Below are 17254 nucleotides of genomic sequence, written 5' to 3'. Positions count from 1 at the left end.
GGATTGGTAAATATTCCGGTAAATATAACTACTCCTTTAGCAATGAAACCAAGGCGTCCTTATTTTTACGCTCTAACAGTTGATGACCGCAGTCCAGAATAACCAATTCACAAAAGGGTTCGATGCCCTCAATAAATTTTTGCCCTCTTTCCCAAAGGATGATACGGTCATACCTTCCATACATAAGACGGACAGGAATATTTTTTTCACGGATAAGGGCGCGGAGGGAAGGAATATCGGGCCTGAAGTCCCGCATGGTTGTCCAGCGTTGGTAGAGTTCCTCCCGCACCTGTCGTTGCCCGATATACCGGATCGTAAATTTATAAACGCTCTGATTGACAAATTTTAATTTGTCGGCAAGACGAAGAATAAAAAAGAACCAACCGGGATATTGCATGGTCTTTCTGAACAACCAATTACCTGGACGGCTTTGGGTGGCCAGCCAATACCATCCGTTTACCTTTAGACCATCCGGTGCCAGCAATACCAGTTTTTCAATTTTTTCGGGGATCTTTCCCAAAAGATCAAGCGCAACCCTGCCCCCCATGCTATAGCCCAGTAAATGCCAGCCGCCTGCCGGCCCATTATGGTCGGCAACCATTTTAGTTACCAGCTCCACAAGGGTTTCCGGATCAAAATAAAGCCCCTCCTTCCAATCTGTCCCTCCATGAAAGGGAAGATCAATGGCAAACACCGTAAAATCAGGAGCAAGCGACTCCTCCAGAATGGTAAAGGATTCCGCAGACTCCCCGTATCCGTGAAAACAAAGCAATACTTTATTCCCAGTTCCCCAGGAACAATAACGTATACGGGAGGCGCCAATAAAAAGAAAGCCGGTATGCATCAGATAATCTTTCGGGGTTAAATCTACAACCTCTTATCGATATGGATACCGGCTTGTTGATCCGTACGGGTTTTCAGAATTTTAAAAATGGCCTTGTTTCAACATCCCCACTGGCTGCTGCGACCCTTAAAAAATATTGCCCTGCTGCCAATTGAGAAACCGGAACCGGGATTTTTGTTGATGGTGAAAGGACAGGATAAGATTGTAGGCTGACCAGAAGCCCTGCTGCGTTGGTTATAGTTACAAAAACCGTTTGATCTTTCCATATGTTTATTTCGGCAACGAGCGGAGAACTGCCATCAGACCCGTATAATTTAGCGAGGCTAAATGCCCTGGACTGGTTTGTCAAACTGACCACCTTGGAATAGGTTTCTTTTCCATCTTCGGTCATCTTTAGCCGGTAAAAGCTCTTTCCTTCCAGCGGATGGGCATCCGTCCAGGAATAGTCCATCGAAAAGGCGCTATTTTGTTCTTTTTGTTGATGGATGTTTTCAAAGACCGACCCGTCCGAACTTCTTTGAATGTCGAAATATCCGGGATTTCCAGGGGGGCCATTATTTATGGCGGTCCAGCGGACCAGAACGTTTTGCTGCTGCTGCTCCGCTGTAAAACCGGTCAGGGAAAGCGGAAGGATGATCCCCAAAATATTAGCGGTTTTTACTACCTGGAAAAGCAGCCAGTGACCGTCGTCATTCGGATGGATCCCGTCCCCCGTCAAGGCCAACCGAAGTCCCGGGCTGCTGGTATTACCGTCCACCAGTGGAGTCCAGAAATCCAGGGCATGCGGCCCAAACTCCGCCATGACAGAGTCAAAGGCCTGTTTCAACAAAAGCCTGGCGGCTGTACCGATATCGTTACGGGGTTGGGGCGAAGTAATATAGGCTACCTTTCCCTGAATCACCACGGAGTCATAAATTGTTCGAAGATTGGAAAGGTATTGAGTTAGCGTAAAATTGAAGATAAAGTCATTATTCGGATAAGAGATAAGGACCAAATCCGGATTCAAGCTCATGGCATAGGTAACATTATGATCCAGAAAGGGGCTGTCGGGACCAGGAGGCGAATGACTCTCCGGAGTAAGAAAGCTCGAAGGCATACCATTAAAGGTTGTCAGGCGGGACTGCCCCCGGTTAACGCCGGTTACAGGGTATCCAAGACCTACATAATAGGCTATTATGAGTTTAAACCAGGCACTATCATCGCCGGAGCCTTGCCCGGCTAATGTAGAAGAACCGATGCCGACAATTTTCTGAGCTCTGCCTGGAAAAGACATGGCGAGGCAGCATACCGCCATTGTAAGTAATTTACGCATAGGTAAAAAATATAATGGTTAACAATAAAAAGACGGGAAATCAAAGGAGTAAGGATAAGGTCAATGCAGTAAAGCCATCTTTTCCTGTACCAGAACAGAGTCGTAGATCGCCTATTCTGATGGAAAATGGAATAATGCCCGATGGTAGGGAAGGCGGTTTTAGATGAGATTTGGAAAAAGGCATAGGGAACCTCTGGCCCTCAACGACAGAGCGGACAGGGTGGACCATGGGGAACCGGGCATGGGGATGCGGAGTCAATGGGGGCGGAGGAAGGAGTACGGAGCAAAGGAATGCCGGAAACAGGAGACGGAAGCAAAATTACCGGTAAGGATAAATGAATAGCGATATTGGGGTGGGAGCGGAAGTCGGTTGCCATTCAGCCTGAATGGATAGCCGGAAATAGAACTTTCTAATGGAGATTTATCAGATGGACGTTCTTTACGAATTTACTCTTTTTTGCGCACAGAGGACTTTTTTTCTAATATTCGCGGAGATGAGAAAAAATTCGTATTTTTATTTAGTTGTTTAACTAACTATATGCCAAACAACCAATTTAAAAAAGGAGAGCTCTATAGCTTTATTACAGGTAAGGCCAGTACGGCCATTGCCCGGAACCTGCAAAAGAAATTCAATAATGCGGGGTTGAAGATAACCATTGAGCAATGGAGTGTGTTATATCATTTATGGAAGGAAGACGGAAAAAGTCAGCAGGAGTTATGTAATGCAACCTTCAGGGACAAGCCCAGCATTACCAGATTGGTGGATAACCTGGAGAAACTGCAACTGGTAAAAAGAGTTCCTGCCGAAAATGACCGCCGCATCAACCTGATTTACCTGACTAAACAAGCTCAAAAACTCCAGGAGGAGACCATGGCCCTTGCCGAGGAAACCCTGAACGAAGCCCTCGAGGGTGTACCATCGGATCGTATCGATATTTGTAAGGAGGTACTTCAGGTCGTATATGATAATTTAAAATGAACCCTTATTGCTGCATAAATGTTCATGAAAAATGATAAAGCAAACTATTAAATAAGTAAATTATCTCACCACAAAACAATTTTCTATGAGCGCCTCCACTGAAAAAAAGCAGGTCCTTAAAGGAGCTGAATGGCTGGTAAAAGAAAGTTCTCCTTTCGAGACCTTTATCCCGGAAGATTTTAACGAAGAGCAACAGATGGTAAAGGATATGTGCGCTTCCTTTCTCGATGCGGAAGTGCTCCCTATAATCGACCGGATAGATAAACTGGAACCGGGTCTGATGCCATCACTGGTACAAAAAGCCGGCGACCAGGGTTTACTGGGTACGGCTGTTCCTGAAGAGTATGGTGGATTGGGAAAAGATTTTATAACCGCTACCCTCGTTAACGAAGGGTTAGGAGGAGGCTTTTCTTTTTCTGTAGCAGTCTCCGCACACACGGGAATCGGAACCCTGCCGATCCTTTATTTTGGCACGCCTGAACAAAAACAAAAATATATTCCCAAACTGGCCAGTGGGCAGTGGAAAGGTTCCTACGGACTGACAGAACCCAACAGCGGCAGCGATGCCCTTGGCGCCAAAACAACCGCCAAATTATCTGCAGACGGAAAATATTATTTGCTGAACGGGCAAAAATGCTGGATCACCAATGGTGGTTTTGCGGATATATATACAGTGTTTGCAAAGATCGACGGAGACAAATTCTCCGCATTTATCGTCGAAAGAGGATTCGAAGGGTTCACCCAGGGACCGGAAGAACATAAAATGGGCATTAAAGGCTCCTCTACGGTTCAGCTCTATTTCCAGGATTGCAAAGTCCCGGCAGAAAATCTGTTAGGAGAGATAGGGAAGGGGCACATCATAGCATTTAATATTTTGAATATAGGCAGGCTGAAATTATGTGCCGCCGCTTTAGGAGGAGCAAAACGCGCACTCACCACTACCATCCAATACGCAAATACCCGGGAACAATTTAAGACGGCCATTGCAAATTTCGGTGCCATAAAGAATAAACTGGCTGAAATGGCCATCCAGATTTGGGTAGGCGAGAGTGCGCTTTATCGCACTGCCAAATGGATTGATGATAAGGAAACGGAACTGTCCGCCTCCGGCAAACCCTTTAATGAAGCTGTTCTTGCAGCAGCAGAGGAATATGCTATTGAATGTGCCATCCTGAAGGTCTTCGGCAGCGAAGCTTTGGATTTCGTGGCCGATGAAGGCGTACAGATCCATGGAGGGAATGGGTACAGCGATGAATATATTATTTCAAAAGCCTACCGGGATAGCCGGATCAACCGGATCTATGAAGGAACGAACGAGATCAACAGGTTACTGACTGTTGACATGGTTCTGAAAAGAGCCATGAAAGGACGCCTGGATATTATGGGCCCGGCCATGGCCGTATCCAAAGAATTGATGAGTATCCCTGATTTTGGAAGCGAGGAAGATGGCCCTTTTGCAAAAGAGAAAAAAGCCATCCGGCAATTTAAAAAGGCAATTCTGATGACAGCTGGCGGTGCGGTACAAAAGCTTATGGCCAAGATAGAAGGGGAACAGGAAATCCTGATGAATATTGCAGATATGGCCATACAGACCTTTGCAGCGGAAAGCGCACTGCTACGTGCACAAAAACTGGTGGACCAACGGGGAGAGGCGGCCAGCCAGTTTGAACTGGATAGTATGCGGACCTATTTATACGATGCGGCCGATCATATCAACAAATCCGGCAAAGACGCGATCAATGCTTTTGCAGAAGGAGATGAACAACGAATGATGTTGCTGGGATTAAAACGGTTTACCAAAGTCGATCCTTTCAATAGTAAGGAAGCGAAAAGAAGAATTGCCGCTAAACTGATCAGTGAAAATAAATATCCCCTGTAATTGGAGAAGGACAGGAGGGTAATTTACCCGCGAGTCACACATAGAAGAAAAGCCATCCGGGTTTACGGGTGGCTTTTTGTTTGATTACTCCCCTTTAAGGAGGCCGAGGGATTTCCAGGAAAGGGGTATCTTTAGAAAAATTTGAGTAATGGGGAAAGTAGCGCTTTGTATTTTGCTGCTGTTGGATGTGTATACGGGATTTTCCCAGGATAGCGTGTGGTTTGCACGTACAACGGGCAAACGATCCTACCTGTTATACGGGATCGGCGAAGACAGACTTGGTGGGGCAAAAATGGGAATGCTGGATTCGAATATCCTGGTGAAGATCATCGATAGTTTTCATACGGAGTATAAAATTCAACTTTCCGGCTCCCACTCCGCTTATATTGCCAAAAGCAGCGTTGTTCTTTCCGGCAAACATGCCGATCTTCAGGTGCCGCACAATAACCATCTTAGCGCCAGCATGAAAGTTTATGGGGATTCTGCATTCGATTATATAAATATTAACCTCGATGAACGCCTACCCTATCAAAGTTACCAGTTAATCAACCCTTCCCGGATTGTCCTGACTTTATTCGGCGTGACAAGTAATACGAATTGGATCACGCAGCTGCGCAGCGCCAAAGAGATCCGCAATACCTGGTACGAACAGGTGGAGGATGATGTGCTGCGTGTTTATGTGGAATTAAAACATGCCCAGCATTGGGGACATGACCTGGCTTATGACAGCACCGGGAAAGTATTGATCTTAAAAGTAAAAAGACAACCGCTCCTTCCGGATATTCACAAGCTAAGGATTGCCATCGATGCGGGACACGGCGGTGACAACAGCGGGGCCAGCGGAGGCAAGAGTAATATTTCGGAAAAATCCCTTACTCTTTTATTTGCGAAAGAACTCCAGAAAACCCTGCAGCAGGCAGGAGTTAAACAGGTTTACCTGACCCGCACAAAAGACACCTCCCTCTCTATGCCGGAGAGGATAGATATGCTAAAACAATTCGATCCACACTTGTTGGTGAGTATACATCTTAATTCTGCCAATTCGGATACTGTGCAAGGGACCAGTACTTATTACCGTTATATCGGTTTCCGGCCGTTAAGTATGGCCATTCTTAATCAGATGCTGACCCTGGGCCTTAAAGAATATGGTAATGTAGGTAATTTTAATTTTTCCCTGAGCGGCCCGACCGATTATCCGAACGTCCTGGTCGAAGTGGCCTTCCTAAGCAACCCCGCCGATGAAAAGAAGATCCTGAGTCCGGTATTCCGAAAAGCGGTCGCCCGGAAAATATACCTGGGCATTCAGGACTGGCTGAAACAACTGAAGTGAACAATAATAAACTGAACTAATGAACGGATACCTGATGCAGGAACAAAGCTTTACCAAGGGTGAAGATCATTTTGTGGAAAGTTTCTCCCCGGAGAATAATTATGGGGTAGTGTTTGAAGACGATGGAGAAACCGCTTATTTCTATGCCGTAGAGAAAGATCCCGAAGGACCAGGTCTGAAGGTATTGGATGCCTTGCACATCTATGAAACAGAGGAAGATAGTCCCCGGGAGCCTTCCAATCTGGTGATCGTATGGTCAAGGGATTGGAAAAAATGCGCGCTGGTCCTCAATGGATTTTGCCATGCCATTTTTGATTTTGCCATTCAGGGCGGGTACAATATCAATGAATTCCCTCCTCCGAATGAGTTCTGGACAAAGGGCGAACGAAAGCTGACAGATGAGCTGATCCGGAGCCTTTTCTGAGAAGCGAAAGAGTGTCGGTAAATTCCTGAATTGCCGTAAAAATAATTCAACAATAAATAAGGTAATCAATATCGTTAACCGTTCAAAGAAATCTCAAACATGTCTCTTTCCAACATTTTCGTCCATCACGTTTATTTCTGGTTAAAGAGCCCGGGAAGTACATCAGACCTGGCCGCCCTGACTGCAGGGTTGGAAAAACTGGCCAAGGTCAGTACCATCAGGCAGTTTCATATCGGACAACCAGCAGGAACCGACCGGGGTGTCATCGATACTTCCTATGCGTTGTCATGGCTCGTATTATTCGATTCCGCAGCAGATCAGGATAGTTACCAGACAGACCCCATCCATCTCCGTTTTGTGGAGGAATGTTCCCCGCTGTGGGACAAGGTGATGGTTTATGATTCGGTGGATCTATGACCCGGCAGGTAGCTGGGCTGCTGCCGCTTCATCAACGAACCAGTGCAGCTCTCCTGTCACCGGTTTGATCTCCTGTGACGGATACAGGTCAGGGTTATAGGCGCCTTTCAGGACCTCTTTCAGGGCATGGGCTTTTCCCGTTCCTGTCGTTAAAAAAGCAATTTTGGCGGCCAGGTTCACGATGGTTTTAGTCAGTGTGATCCGGTACATGTCCTGCGCCTTCAGGAAAAAAGAATGAGCCCAGGCCTTTTCTTCGTGAACGACTTCCGTTCCCGGAAAAAGAGACAACGTATGGCCGTCATCTCCCATACCTAATAATACCAGATCGAAGCTGGAGGAGCCTGTTGTAAAATATTGGTGCAATATTTTCTCATATTCAAGGGCGGACTCTTCCGGAGGAATGTCGGTCCGCATTACATGTATCTGGGACGCTGGCACCGGAACAAAATTCAGGAGCGTGTCATAGGCCATCTTTGCATTGTTCCGGCTATCTTCAAATGGAACGTCTCTTTCGTCTCCCCAGAAAATATGCAGTTTTGACCAATCTATCTGCTCTTTATAGGGAGAGGCTGCCAGAATCTTATGAAGACGCTGGGGTGTACTGCCGCCAGATAAAGCGATAGTGAATCGGTCCTGCTTTTGCAGGGTTTCGCGGATCGTTTCGGCTATCCATGCTGCAACGGCTTCGCTGAGAGCCTCTCCGGTATTAAAAATATGTAATTGCATAGTTAAATCGTTTGCTGACTTGCAGCTTTTTATGTCGTTTGCGGAGGAAGGGTGATCCAGTTATGACCATCCCTTGCGATCAGCGCTTCTGCATCCTCCGGTCCCCATGCATCCGGAGTATAGTTGGGAAAGTCTACCGGCGGGCGGCTTTCCCATGTTTCCAGGATCGGCATGACTATTTTCCAGGCGGCTTCTACCTGATCGGCACGCATAAACAAAGTGGGATTGCCTTCCATGACATCCAGCAGCAAGGTCTCGTAGGCTTCCGGTTCGTGGGTAGAATCAGAATTAAAGACCATGTCCACCGGGTCCAGGTTCATAGATTGGCCTGGACGTTTGGCCTGGAAACGTAAGCGGACTTCCATTTCGGGCTGAATGCTGATGGTTAGCCGGTTAGCCCGCCAGGTATCCGACGCTTCCGGCGGAAAGGCATAACTGGGGGCTGTCTTGAATTGTATGGTGATATTGGTGGTCTTCTGGTTCATTCGTTTGCCAGTACGGACATAGAAGGGAACGTCCTGCCAGCGCCAGTTGTCAATGTAAAATTTGACGGCGGCAAAGGTTTCGACAGGAGAACCGGGGTTCACACTTTTTTCCTGTTTGTAACCCGGTACTTTTTGTCCTTTCATCCAACCTTCGGCGTATTGGCCACGCACAGCATAGTGGTTGACATCCTCTTTATTGATCTTCCGGATGGCATTCAGCACGTCCACTTTTTTATTCCGGATCTCATTGGCGTCAAAGGACACCGGAGCTTCCATGGCGATCATACACATCAGCTGGAGGATATGGTTCTGGACCATGTCCCGCAAGGCACCGGAGCTTTCATAATAACCACCGCGTCCTTCCACCCCTACCGTTTCTGCCGCCGTGATCTGTACGGACTCGATGTAGTGCCGGTTCCAGATGGGCTCGAAAAGGGCATTGGCAAAACGGAGAGAAAGGATATTCTGCACCGACTCTTTACCAAGATAGTGATCGATACGATAAATCTGTTCTTCCTTGAACATGCTCATCAACAACTGATTCAGCTCGTGAGCACTATCAAGGTCGTGTCCAAAAGGTTTTTCGATGACGATCCGGGTCGTTGCCGTTTCGGAGCAGGTCTTTAGTGCGCCTAATTTTTTGGCAATATCCGGCATCAGCTGGGGTGCGACCGAGAGGTAAAAGATGACATTGGGATGTTCGCCCATCTCGGTTTCTTTGGCCTTGATGATGTCAGCGATCTTATCGTAATTGGCATCTTTTTCTGCATCCATCTGCAGGTAGGAGATGTGTTGGGAAAAATTTTCCCAGTGACCGTTAGGCTCTTCCCCTTTCCGGCGGCTGAACTGTTTGATCCCGTCGAGCAGGCGTTTGCGGTAATCCTCGTCATTATAAGGACTACGGCCGATACCGACGATACCAAATTTTTCCGGCATCCACTCGTCGATGAATAAATTATATAGGGCAGGTGAAAGCTTTCTGAAATTTAAGTCACCACTACCTCCGAAAATAAAGATCAGGGAGGCGGGCGGTCGTTTGTGGTTTTGCATAAACTGTAACTTCTTTAATTATTTAGGGCTCCATTCACTGTGAAATACGCCTGCTTCGTCGATACGTTGGTAAGTGTGCGCCCCGAAATAATCCCTTTGAGCCTGGATCAGGTTGGTCGGAAGACGCTCGCTTCGATACCCATCGAAATAGCTTAATGTAGCCATAAGGCCGGCAACCGGATATCCCATATGGATGGCATGGATGATCACATTGCGCATATTTTGTTTTTTTGCTTGCAGCAATTGTGCGATATCTCCATTTAACAACAAATTCGGGAGCTGAGAGTTCTTAGTATAGGCAGAAAAAAATACTTCCAGCAAAGAAGAACGGATAATACAGCCGCCTCTCCATACTCTTACTACTTCGGGCATGGGGATCTCCATATCCAGCTCTTTGGATGCTACGTGCAGCATGGCCAGGCCTTGGGCATAGCTAACGATGACCGCGAAATAGAGGGCGTCATGTACCTGCTGGATAAATACTTCTTTGGGTACGGGAACGTCCACTGTGGATGTTTTATAAAGGCCTGCCGCCTGTGTCCTTTCGTCTTTGAAAGCGGACAGCTCGCGCGAACAGACGGCCATATCAATGACCGGGATGGGAACGCCGAGATCCATCGCATCCTGGGAGGTCCATTTTCCGGTTCCTTTGGATCCGGCTTTGTCAAGGATCATATCTACCAGGCGATTGGGAGTCTTTTCGTCCTGTTTGAGAAAAATGTCCTTGGTAATTTCCACTAAAAAGGACTGTAATTCACCTTCATTCCAGGTTTTATAAACTTTATGGAGTTCGTCATTGTCCAATCCTAATCCCCGGTGGAGCAGGTCATAGGTTTCACTGATCAGTTGCATAATGGCATATTCTATCCCATTGTGCACCATTTTTACATAATGGCCTGCCGCGCCTTTTCCCAGATGAGCTACACAGGGACTGCCGTTTACTTTTGCTGCGACCGCCTCCAGGATGGGCTGAACATGAGGATATGCGGCAGGATCTCCACCCGGCATGATGCTGGGGCCGGATCTTGCACCTTGTTCGCCGCCGGAGATACCCACGCCCATAAAATGAAAGCCTTTCTCCTCCAGGAAAGTAACCCTGCGTAAAGTGTCTGTATAATGCGAATTTCCTCCGTCAATCACGATATCCCCTTTATCCAGTAATGGGAGGAGATCGCCGATCACATCATCCACCGGTTTACCGGCAGGGACCAGCATCATCAGTTTACGGGGTTTTTCCAATTGCCGGATCATCTCTGCCAGGGTGTTCACGCCTTTTACGGTGGTTCCGGCCGTTGCGGAAGATTCCAGGGAAGCCGTTTTCTGGGGATCCTTATCGAAGCCGACTACTGAAAAGCCGTGATCGGCCATATTAAGCAGCAGATTGCGCCCCATAACCCCGAGGCCGATCATACCGAAATCAAATAATTTGTTTGCCATGAGAATTGTTGTTTGGACGGGGGCAAAATTAGGCATTTTAATATTGGTAAATCCATTGAAAGCCAAATGGTACTATTTTTTGAAGGGATGAAAAAAACAGCCCTTTAAAAAGAGAAAAATCAATAAATGGCATATCAGGCGTAAAGACATGTGGCCATTCGGAATGAATGGCTTGTTTTTTGTAGCTGATTGATATGGTTATGGTTAATTCAGGTTGAATTTATACCTAGTTGTCAGTTTTTTTGTATATTTATCGCCCTGAATAAGTATTGAGTCTTTTTGGAACGATCAATCCTTTAATTCCACTAGACCGTACCTTACTCTCTCCACTATCCTTTTACTTACCCACTATCCTCATTTTAGCAAAACCACCTGACGTACCCTTTACAGATCGTTTGCCAATAAAACTTTCGCCTTTTTAATTTATTGATAATTGGTTAATCCTCTCATATGCGGAAATTTGTACTTTTCAGCTTAGGGTGCTTTTTTTTATTTTTTATAATGAATACGAAGTCTGCCTTGTCCCAGGTGGATGTACTGACCCAGCACAACGATCTTAACCGGACGGGATGGAATGCCCAGGAAACCAAACTCAATACAAAAAATGTGAAGGCGGGGCCATTCGCCCTGTTGTTCAACTATCCCGTAGATGATCAGATCTATGCCCAACCCCTGATCGTATCGCAGGTCAATATTCCGGGAGTAGGGTTAAGGGACGTGCTCTTTGTGGCTACCGTCAATAATACTGTTTATGCTTTGGATGCGGATAGTTTGCGGACCTCTCCCTTCTGGAAGGTCAATCTTTCTCCTACCGGCACAAGGCCCCCGAAAAACACGGATATGTCCGGCGCCTGCTCCGGAAATTATAAGGATTTTTCCGGCAATATCGGGATCGTCGGAACGCCGGTGATCAATAAAGCAACGGGTACGATCTATTTGGTCTCCCGGAGCCTGACGACGACCGGCGCTATCTACAAACAATACCTCCATGCATTGGACATCACTACCGGTGCAGAAAAAGCAGGCAGCCCTGTGGTAATTACCGCTACGGCCAATGGGCACGGAGATGGCAATGTAGGTGGAGTGATCACGTTTAATTCCCAAAAACAAAATCAGCGTCCCGGACTGTTGCTGCTGAATGGTATCGTATATATCGGATTCTCCTCCCATTGTGACTGGGGCCCTTATCATGGATGGCTCCTGGGATATGATGCGACGACCCTGCAACAAAAAGTAGTCTATATCGATACTCCGGAAGGTATGGAAGGCGGTCTCTGGATGAGTGGTGCGGCCCCTTCTGCCGATGCGGCTGGTAATATTTACCTGTCCACGGGAAATGGAACGGTGGGAGTAGGAAGCAATCAGTCAGATCTCACGAACCGGGGCGAAAGTTTGCTGAAGCTTACCCCCTCCGGCAGCACCTTGACTGTCGCCGATTTTTTTACCCCCAGTAATTATTTAGCCCTCGAGCAATCCGATCTGGATTTCGGGGTGACACAGACCTTGCTGGTCCCCGGGACGAATCTGATCATGACGGGCTGTAAAGATGGCCATTTATACCTGGCGGACAGGACCAATATGGGGGGCTATAATGCCGCCGCCAATCAAAATCTGCAAATGATCAACCTTGGAGCCGGGGCGCATTTACGTTCTTCATTTGGTTATTATAAAGGAAGCGCCCGTGAATTTGTGTACTCCTGGTCGGAAAATACTTCTCTTAAATCCTATCCGGTAATCAGGACAAATAGTTTGGGCAACCTGGATGCCGTTAATATCGTGAGCAGCGGTCTGCAGGGACCAACCGGGAACAGTGGGGCTATGATGGCCGTCTCTTCCAATGGTGCAGTGGATTCCACGGCTATTCTCTGGGCCAGCCATCCCCTTGGTTGCGATGCGAATCAGTCGGTTTGCCCGGCCATCCTGCGCGCGGTCAATGCCAATGATGTCACCAAGGAACTTTGGAATTCCAATCTCAATCCCAGTGATAAAATCCCGACTTATGCCAAGTTCGTTTGCCCAACCATCGCTAACGGACGGGTGTATATTGCTACATTTTCCAATCAGCTGATGGTCTACGGGCTGACCAATAACGGGGCGGATACCTGTAATTCTCCGAATGTGGCCCTGAATAAAACAGCCACGGCTTCCATCGCCCAGGCATCTGCCGCTAATGCCTTCGACGGCAACCTTAATACTTCCTGGTCCACCACCAGTACTGCCACGCAAACCATTTATATCGATCTGGGAGCCAGATATGATCTTTGCCGGATTGTCCTGCATTGGGGAGCCGCTTACGGAAAGGATTACAATCTCCAGGTTTCCGATGATCCCGCCACCTGGACAAATACCATTCAGGCCATCACAGGAAATAGTTCACTTGATAATACCCTTAATGTTCATGCTTCAGGCCGGTATGTCCGTATGCAGGGGATAACAGCGGGTACTGCCAGTGGCTATGCCATTAAAGAAATGGAAGTTTACGGTACTCCAACCGTCTCATGTTTTCCGCCTGCCGGTCTTAGTGTAAGTAACCTGACTCAGACAGGGGCCACGATCAGCTGGCCTTCGGTTTCTGGCGCAACGGGGTACTCCATTCAATATAAAACGGTCAGCGATGCCAGTTGGACCACTATAATAAGCACGGGTAATTCCGCTACTCTGCCGGCTCTTTCCTGTGGAACGGATTACTTATACCAGGTGGCGACCTCTTGTAGCGCAGGACTGCAAAGTGCCTATTCCTCTTCTTCCTCTTTTACAACCTCCGACTGTACCGTCCCATGTGGCCCCCTTCCCACCCGTTGGACAACTTCGGATATCGGGAATATTGGTATCGCAGGTTCCGCCTGTTACAGTGTCCCAACCTTTACCTTACAAGGGTCAGGAGCCGATATCGGAGGAAATACCGATGCGTTCCGGTTTGCCTATATCACCCTGGTAGGGGACGACGCTATCGATGCCAGAATTATCAGCCAGGATAATAGCGATCCTTCCAATAAAGTGGGTATCATGATCCGGGAAACTACTGCCCCGGATTCGCGTAATGCCTTTATCGCGTTGACCAACGGTTTGGGGGCTACCTTTCAATACCGCAATGTCACTTCGGGAAGTACGACTTCCAATTTTATTAACACCCTTTCTTCTCCTGCCGCGCCATATAAGATTAGATTGGTCAAGGCCGGTTCCGTTTACAGCGGATTCATTTCCCCTGACGATAATAGCAATATCTGGACGCCGGTTGGATCTCCCGTGGATCTGGGTTTTGGCGCCGGGACCAACGCGACTTATGCAGGCTTTGCCATTACCAGCCATAATAACACGCTGAAATCCACGGCTACCGCGGATAATTTTGGACAGTCCACGGTTCTGCCCGTTAAACTGATCAGTTTTACCGGAAGGAATATCAATGATCAGTATGTTGCCCTGCAGTGGGCTACGGCAACCGAGCAGAACAACGATCATTTTGAGGTGGAAAGAAAAAATCCCGACGGCCTGTATTACAGAACCATTGCAGAGGTGAAAGGAGCAGGAAACAGTGAAGTTCCTCAGCAATATACAGCAGAGGATCATAATCCTAATCCCGGTCTTAATTTCTACAGGCTGAAACAAGTGGATCTGGATGGCAGGTTCGCCTATTCTCCGGTCATCCTCATACGGTATGACAAACAACCGGCCCCCTTGTTATTTCCAAATCCTGCCTCCACCTCCTTTAATGTCGTGGCAGGACTACAGCCGGTGAAAGAAGTAAGTGTCTTCGATGTCTCCGGCAGAAACGTGCTTCGGATGCTAAATGGCTCCGGAACGTCTTCCGTGGTCGTTTCCTGCGACAAACTGACGGCAGGGATATACATCGTTCAAATAAAAACTGCTACACAGGTTTATGTCCAGAAGCTGCTAAAGCAGTAGTCAGTCATAAGTTCATGAAAAGAAAAGTGAAGAAAAGGAAAATAGTTAAAAAGATTAGTTTGTAGTAAGCGATACCGTAGCAACATAAAGAAGCCGGCTCAGTGATTTCTCACCGGGCCGGCCTCTTTTTTATGGCAACTTATGGCTTAGTTTGTTTCCGGATGGGCAGACCCGCGATGACAGGTCGTGCAGGATACGGCAGGAATAATTGCCCCTTTATCATCCTTATTAAAACTGAAATATTTTTTATTGATCTTAGCTGTCATGCGGAACATATGGCGGGCAATATCTTTCTCCGGTTTGGCATCGCTGGAAAAATCCAGGTGTCTTGAAGCGGTGTCTTTGGAAGGAGCATGGCAAAAACTGCACTTTACCCCCAGGGCTGCTTTCCAATGGTCCATTACTTTATCCAGGTCATCATCACTGATGTCTTTGGGCAATACTTTCAGATTTCTTTTGTGCTTGTTTTCAATTGGCCTGTTTTCGGCTGGGCGGTCAGCAGGACGGGTGGCTGCTACCCCGATCAGCATAAACAGGATTAAACCTAATACGACGCAAATTTTTTTGTAATACAGCATGCAGGTAATTTTTTATTGCCTCAATTTAGGAAAAGGGTACTACAAATGCATTAAAAATTTGACAGTATTTTGACAAAAGGAAAGATTTGTTCCTTAATCTACAAATCGTAAGGTATACCTAACTTTGCCGGATGTTTCAAAATGAGCCCCCGGGTCTGTTAAAAAAAGGGCATATTATAGTGATGGCTATCTGTACCGGATTGATCGTTGCTAATATCTACTATTGTCAGCCGTTAATTGTATTGATCAGCAAAGAATTCGGTCTTCCTGAAAGTAAGGTAGGCAGCATTGCCTTTTTTACCCAGGCAGGGTATGCCCTGGGACTTTTGTTCTTTGTTCCGCTTGGAGATAAACTGGAGCGGAAGAACCAGATTATCTGGATGACGGCTTTTGCGGTTGCCGCCCTTATCCTGGCAGCGATCTCGCCCAATCTCCTTAGCCTTCAGCTGGCAAGTCTCCTTATAGGAGCCTGCTCAGTAGTTCCGCAGCTGATCATGCCCATGGCTGCTCACCTGGCATCACCCTCCAGGACTGGAAAGGTGATTGGCGCTATCATGAGCGGATTATTGATCGGTATCCTGTTATCGAGGACCCTTAGCGGGTTCGTGGGGGTATGGCTGGGATGGAGAGGGATGTTCTGGGTGGCTGCGGGGATCAGTTTTTCTTTATTGCTGATCATGCGCCTGACCTTTCCGGTAAGCAGACCTTCCTTTTCAGGATCCTATGCTTCCCTCATGCGGTCATTGACTACCCTGATCAAAGAGCAGCCCCTGTTGCGGGAAGCCGCTATGATCAATGCCCTTGCCTTTTCCACCTTTGGCATGTTCTGGACCACCATGGTTCTTCATTTATCCGGTTCTCCTTTTCACCTGCATAGCGATATGATCGGCTTATTCGGCCTGGCAGCTGCCGCAGGTGCGCTCGCCGCGCCCCTGGTCGGCGGATCGGCGGATAAACGGAATCCACGGATCGCCATCGGGTATGGGATCGTCCTGATGTTCGTTTCGTTTGTAATATTTTACATTTGGGAGTATTCTATTGCAGGTATGATCGCCGGGATCATTCTACTGGATTTGGCCATGCAGTGTATTCACGTATCCAATCAAAGCAGGGTCTATGCATTAATTCCGGGTGCACGGAACCGGTTAAATACCGTATATATGACAGCGAGTTTTACCGGTACTTCCCTTGGATCGGCTATCGGGCTGCTGGTGTGGGACAAACACTCCTGGACAGGAGTGAGCATAACCGGAATGATTCTCGCCGCGACAGCTTTTCTGATCTATGCAGGTACCTATAAAAAACCCCCCGTTCCGGTTGTCGGAGCATAAAAATGAATGACCAAAATTAATATAAGCCTACTATGTCTACTTCCCGCCGTGCAGCGCTAAGTTTTATCTTCGTGACTGTTTTGATCGATTTTATCGGGTTTGGTATCATAATCCCGGTTTTGCCGAAACTTATCTCGCAATTGATACATGGCAGCCTGAGTGATGCAGCCCGTTACGGGGGCCTGATGTTATTCGCCTATGCTTTCATGCAGTTTATTTTTGCGCCAGTTCTGGGTAATCTCAGTGACCGGTATGGACGCAGACCGGTATTATTGTTCTCTCTTTTCGGTTTTGGCATCGATTATCTGTTCCTGGCTTTTGCGCCGACGATCGGATGGTTATTCGTAGGAAGGGTGATAGCGGGAATCACAGGAGCCAGTTTTACAACGGCATCCGCCTATATTGCCGATATCAGTACCCCGGAGAAAAGAGCGCAAAATTTTGGAATGCTGGGTGCTGCTTTTGGAATAGGTTTTATTATCGGCCCCGCCCTTGGCGGTCAATTGGGGGTATTTGGCCCGAGGGTTCCCTTTATCGCTTCGGCAATCCTAACCTTACT

At 47.4% G+C, this 17254-nt stretch carries 14 protein-coding genes; 8 read left to right on the top strand and 6 right to left on the bottom strand.

The genetic code is table 11. The annotated features are described in order from the left end of the window. Positions 1 to 28 precede the first annotated feature (28 nt). Positions 29 to 844 carry an alpha/beta fold hydrolase gene (locus ACX0G9_RS18535; protein ID WP_459066439.1) on the bottom strand — a complete coding sequence of 272 codons (816 nt, stop codon included), beginning with the start codon at positions 842 to 844 and terminating at the stop codon, positions 29 to 31. 73 nt (positions 845 to 917) lie between these two features. Next, entirely contained in the window at positions 918 to 2156 is a 1239-nt protein-coding gene (locus tag ACX0G9_RS18530) for an SGNH/GDSL hydrolase family protein (protein WP_459066438.1), read from the bottom strand. A 538-nt stretch (positions 2157 to 2694) separates the two neighbouring features. On the opposite strand from ACX0G9_RS18530, the gene ACX0G9_RS18525 reads away from it, so the two are divergent. From ACX0G9_RS18525 to ACX0G9_RS18505, 5 genes are all read left to right on the top strand, one after another. Beyond that, positions 2695 to 3135 (top strand): MarR family winged helix-turn-helix transcriptional regulator, encoded by a 441-nt coding sequence (locus tag ACX0G9_RS18525; protein WP_459066437.1) that lies wholly within the window; start codon positions 2695 to 2697, stop codon positions 3133 to 3135. Positions 3136 to 3220: 85 nt separating this feature from the next. Further along, positions 3221 to 5014, top strand: a complete 1794-nt coding sequence (locus ACX0G9_RS18520; RefSeq protein ID WP_459066436.1) for an acyl-CoA dehydrogenase family protein — start codon at positions 3221 to 3223, stop codon at positions 5012 to 5014. Between the two features lie 148 nt (positions 5015 to 5162). Then, complete coding sequence (locus tag ACX0G9_RS18515; RefSeq protein ID WP_459066435.1) at positions 5163 to 6344, top strand: N-acetylmuramoyl-L-alanine amidase; 1182 nt, start codon at positions 5163 to 5165, stop codon at positions 6342 to 6344. A gap of 19 nt (positions 6345 to 6363) precedes the next feature. Continuing rightward, positions 6364 to 6768, top strand: coding sequence for a DUF2251 domain-containing protein (locus ACX0G9_RS18510; protein ID WP_459066434.1), 405 nt, complete (start codon positions 6364 to 6366; stop codon positions 6766 to 6768). A gap of 99 nt (positions 6769 to 6867) precedes the next feature. Further along, a complete protein-coding gene (locus ACX0G9_RS18505; protein WP_459066433.1) occupies positions 6868 to 7185 on the top strand; it encodes a Dabb family protein in 318 nt (105 codons plus the stop codon). On the opposite strand, the gene pgl is transcribed toward ACX0G9_RS18505, so the two are convergent. From pgl to gndA, 3 genes are read right to left on the bottom strand one after another with little or no spacing between them, the layout of a single operon-like run. Then, a complete protein-coding gene (gene pgl / locus ACX0G9_RS18500) occupies positions 7180 to 7911 on the bottom strand; it encodes a 6-phosphogluconolactonase (protein WP_459066432.1) in 732 nt (243 codons plus the stop codon). The genes ACX0G9_RS18505 and pgl overlap by 6 nt on opposite strands. 29 nt (positions 7912 to 7940) lie before the next feature. Next, on the bottom strand, positions 7941 to 9446 hold the full coding sequence (zwf, locus tag ACX0G9_RS18495) for a glucose-6-phosphate dehydrogenase (RefSeq protein WP_459066431.1): 1506 nt from the start codon (positions 9444 to 9446) through the stop codon (positions 7941 to 7943). Positions 9447 to 9464: 18 nt separating this feature from the next. Further along, on the bottom strand, positions 9465 to 10883 hold the full coding sequence (gene gndA, locus ACX0G9_RS18490) for an NADP-dependent phosphogluconate dehydrogenase (protein ID WP_459066430.1): 1419 nt from the start codon (positions 10881 to 10883) through the stop codon (positions 9465 to 9467). 501 nt (positions 10884 to 11384) lie between these two features. Between gndA and ACX0G9_RS18485 the strand changes: the two genes are divergently transcribed. Beyond that, the gene (locus ACX0G9_RS18485) at positions 11385 to 14786 is read left to right on the top strand and encodes a discoidin domain-containing protein (protein WP_459066429.1); all 3402 of its coding nucleotides are present in this window, start codon (positions 11385 to 11387) and stop codon (positions 14784 to 14786) included. A 146-nt stretch (positions 14787 to 14932) separates the two neighbouring features. Here the strand turns inward: ACX0G9_RS18485 and ACX0G9_RS18480 are convergent, their stop codons facing one another. After that, complete coding sequence (locus tag ACX0G9_RS18480) at positions 14933 to 15364, bottom strand: c-type cytochrome (RefSeq protein ID WP_459066428.1); 432 nt, start codon at positions 15362 to 15364, stop codon at positions 14933 to 14935. 131 nt (positions 15365 to 15495) lie between these two features. Here ACX0G9_RS18480 and ACX0G9_RS18475 point away from each other — a divergent pair, with 131 nt between their 5' ends. Both ACX0G9_RS18475 and ACX0G9_RS18470 read left to right on the top strand, forming a co-directional pair. Next, the gene (locus tag ACX0G9_RS18475) at positions 15496 to 16695 is read left to right on the top strand and encodes an MFS transporter (protein WP_459066427.1); all 1200 of its coding nucleotides are present in this window, start codon (positions 15496 to 15498) and stop codon (positions 16693 to 16695) included. Positions 16696 to 16727: 32 nt separating this feature from the next. Beyond that, positions 16728 to 17254, top strand: a 527-nt coding sequence (locus ACX0G9_RS18470; RefSeq protein WP_459066426.1) for an MFS transporter, incomplete at its 3' end; no start/stop codon positions are given.

The sequence above is a fragment of the Flavitalea flava genome, from assembly GCF_054461575.1.
The sequence above is the reverse complement of the archived record's forward strand: the minus strand, read 5'-3'. Positions and strand labels throughout refer to the sequence as shown.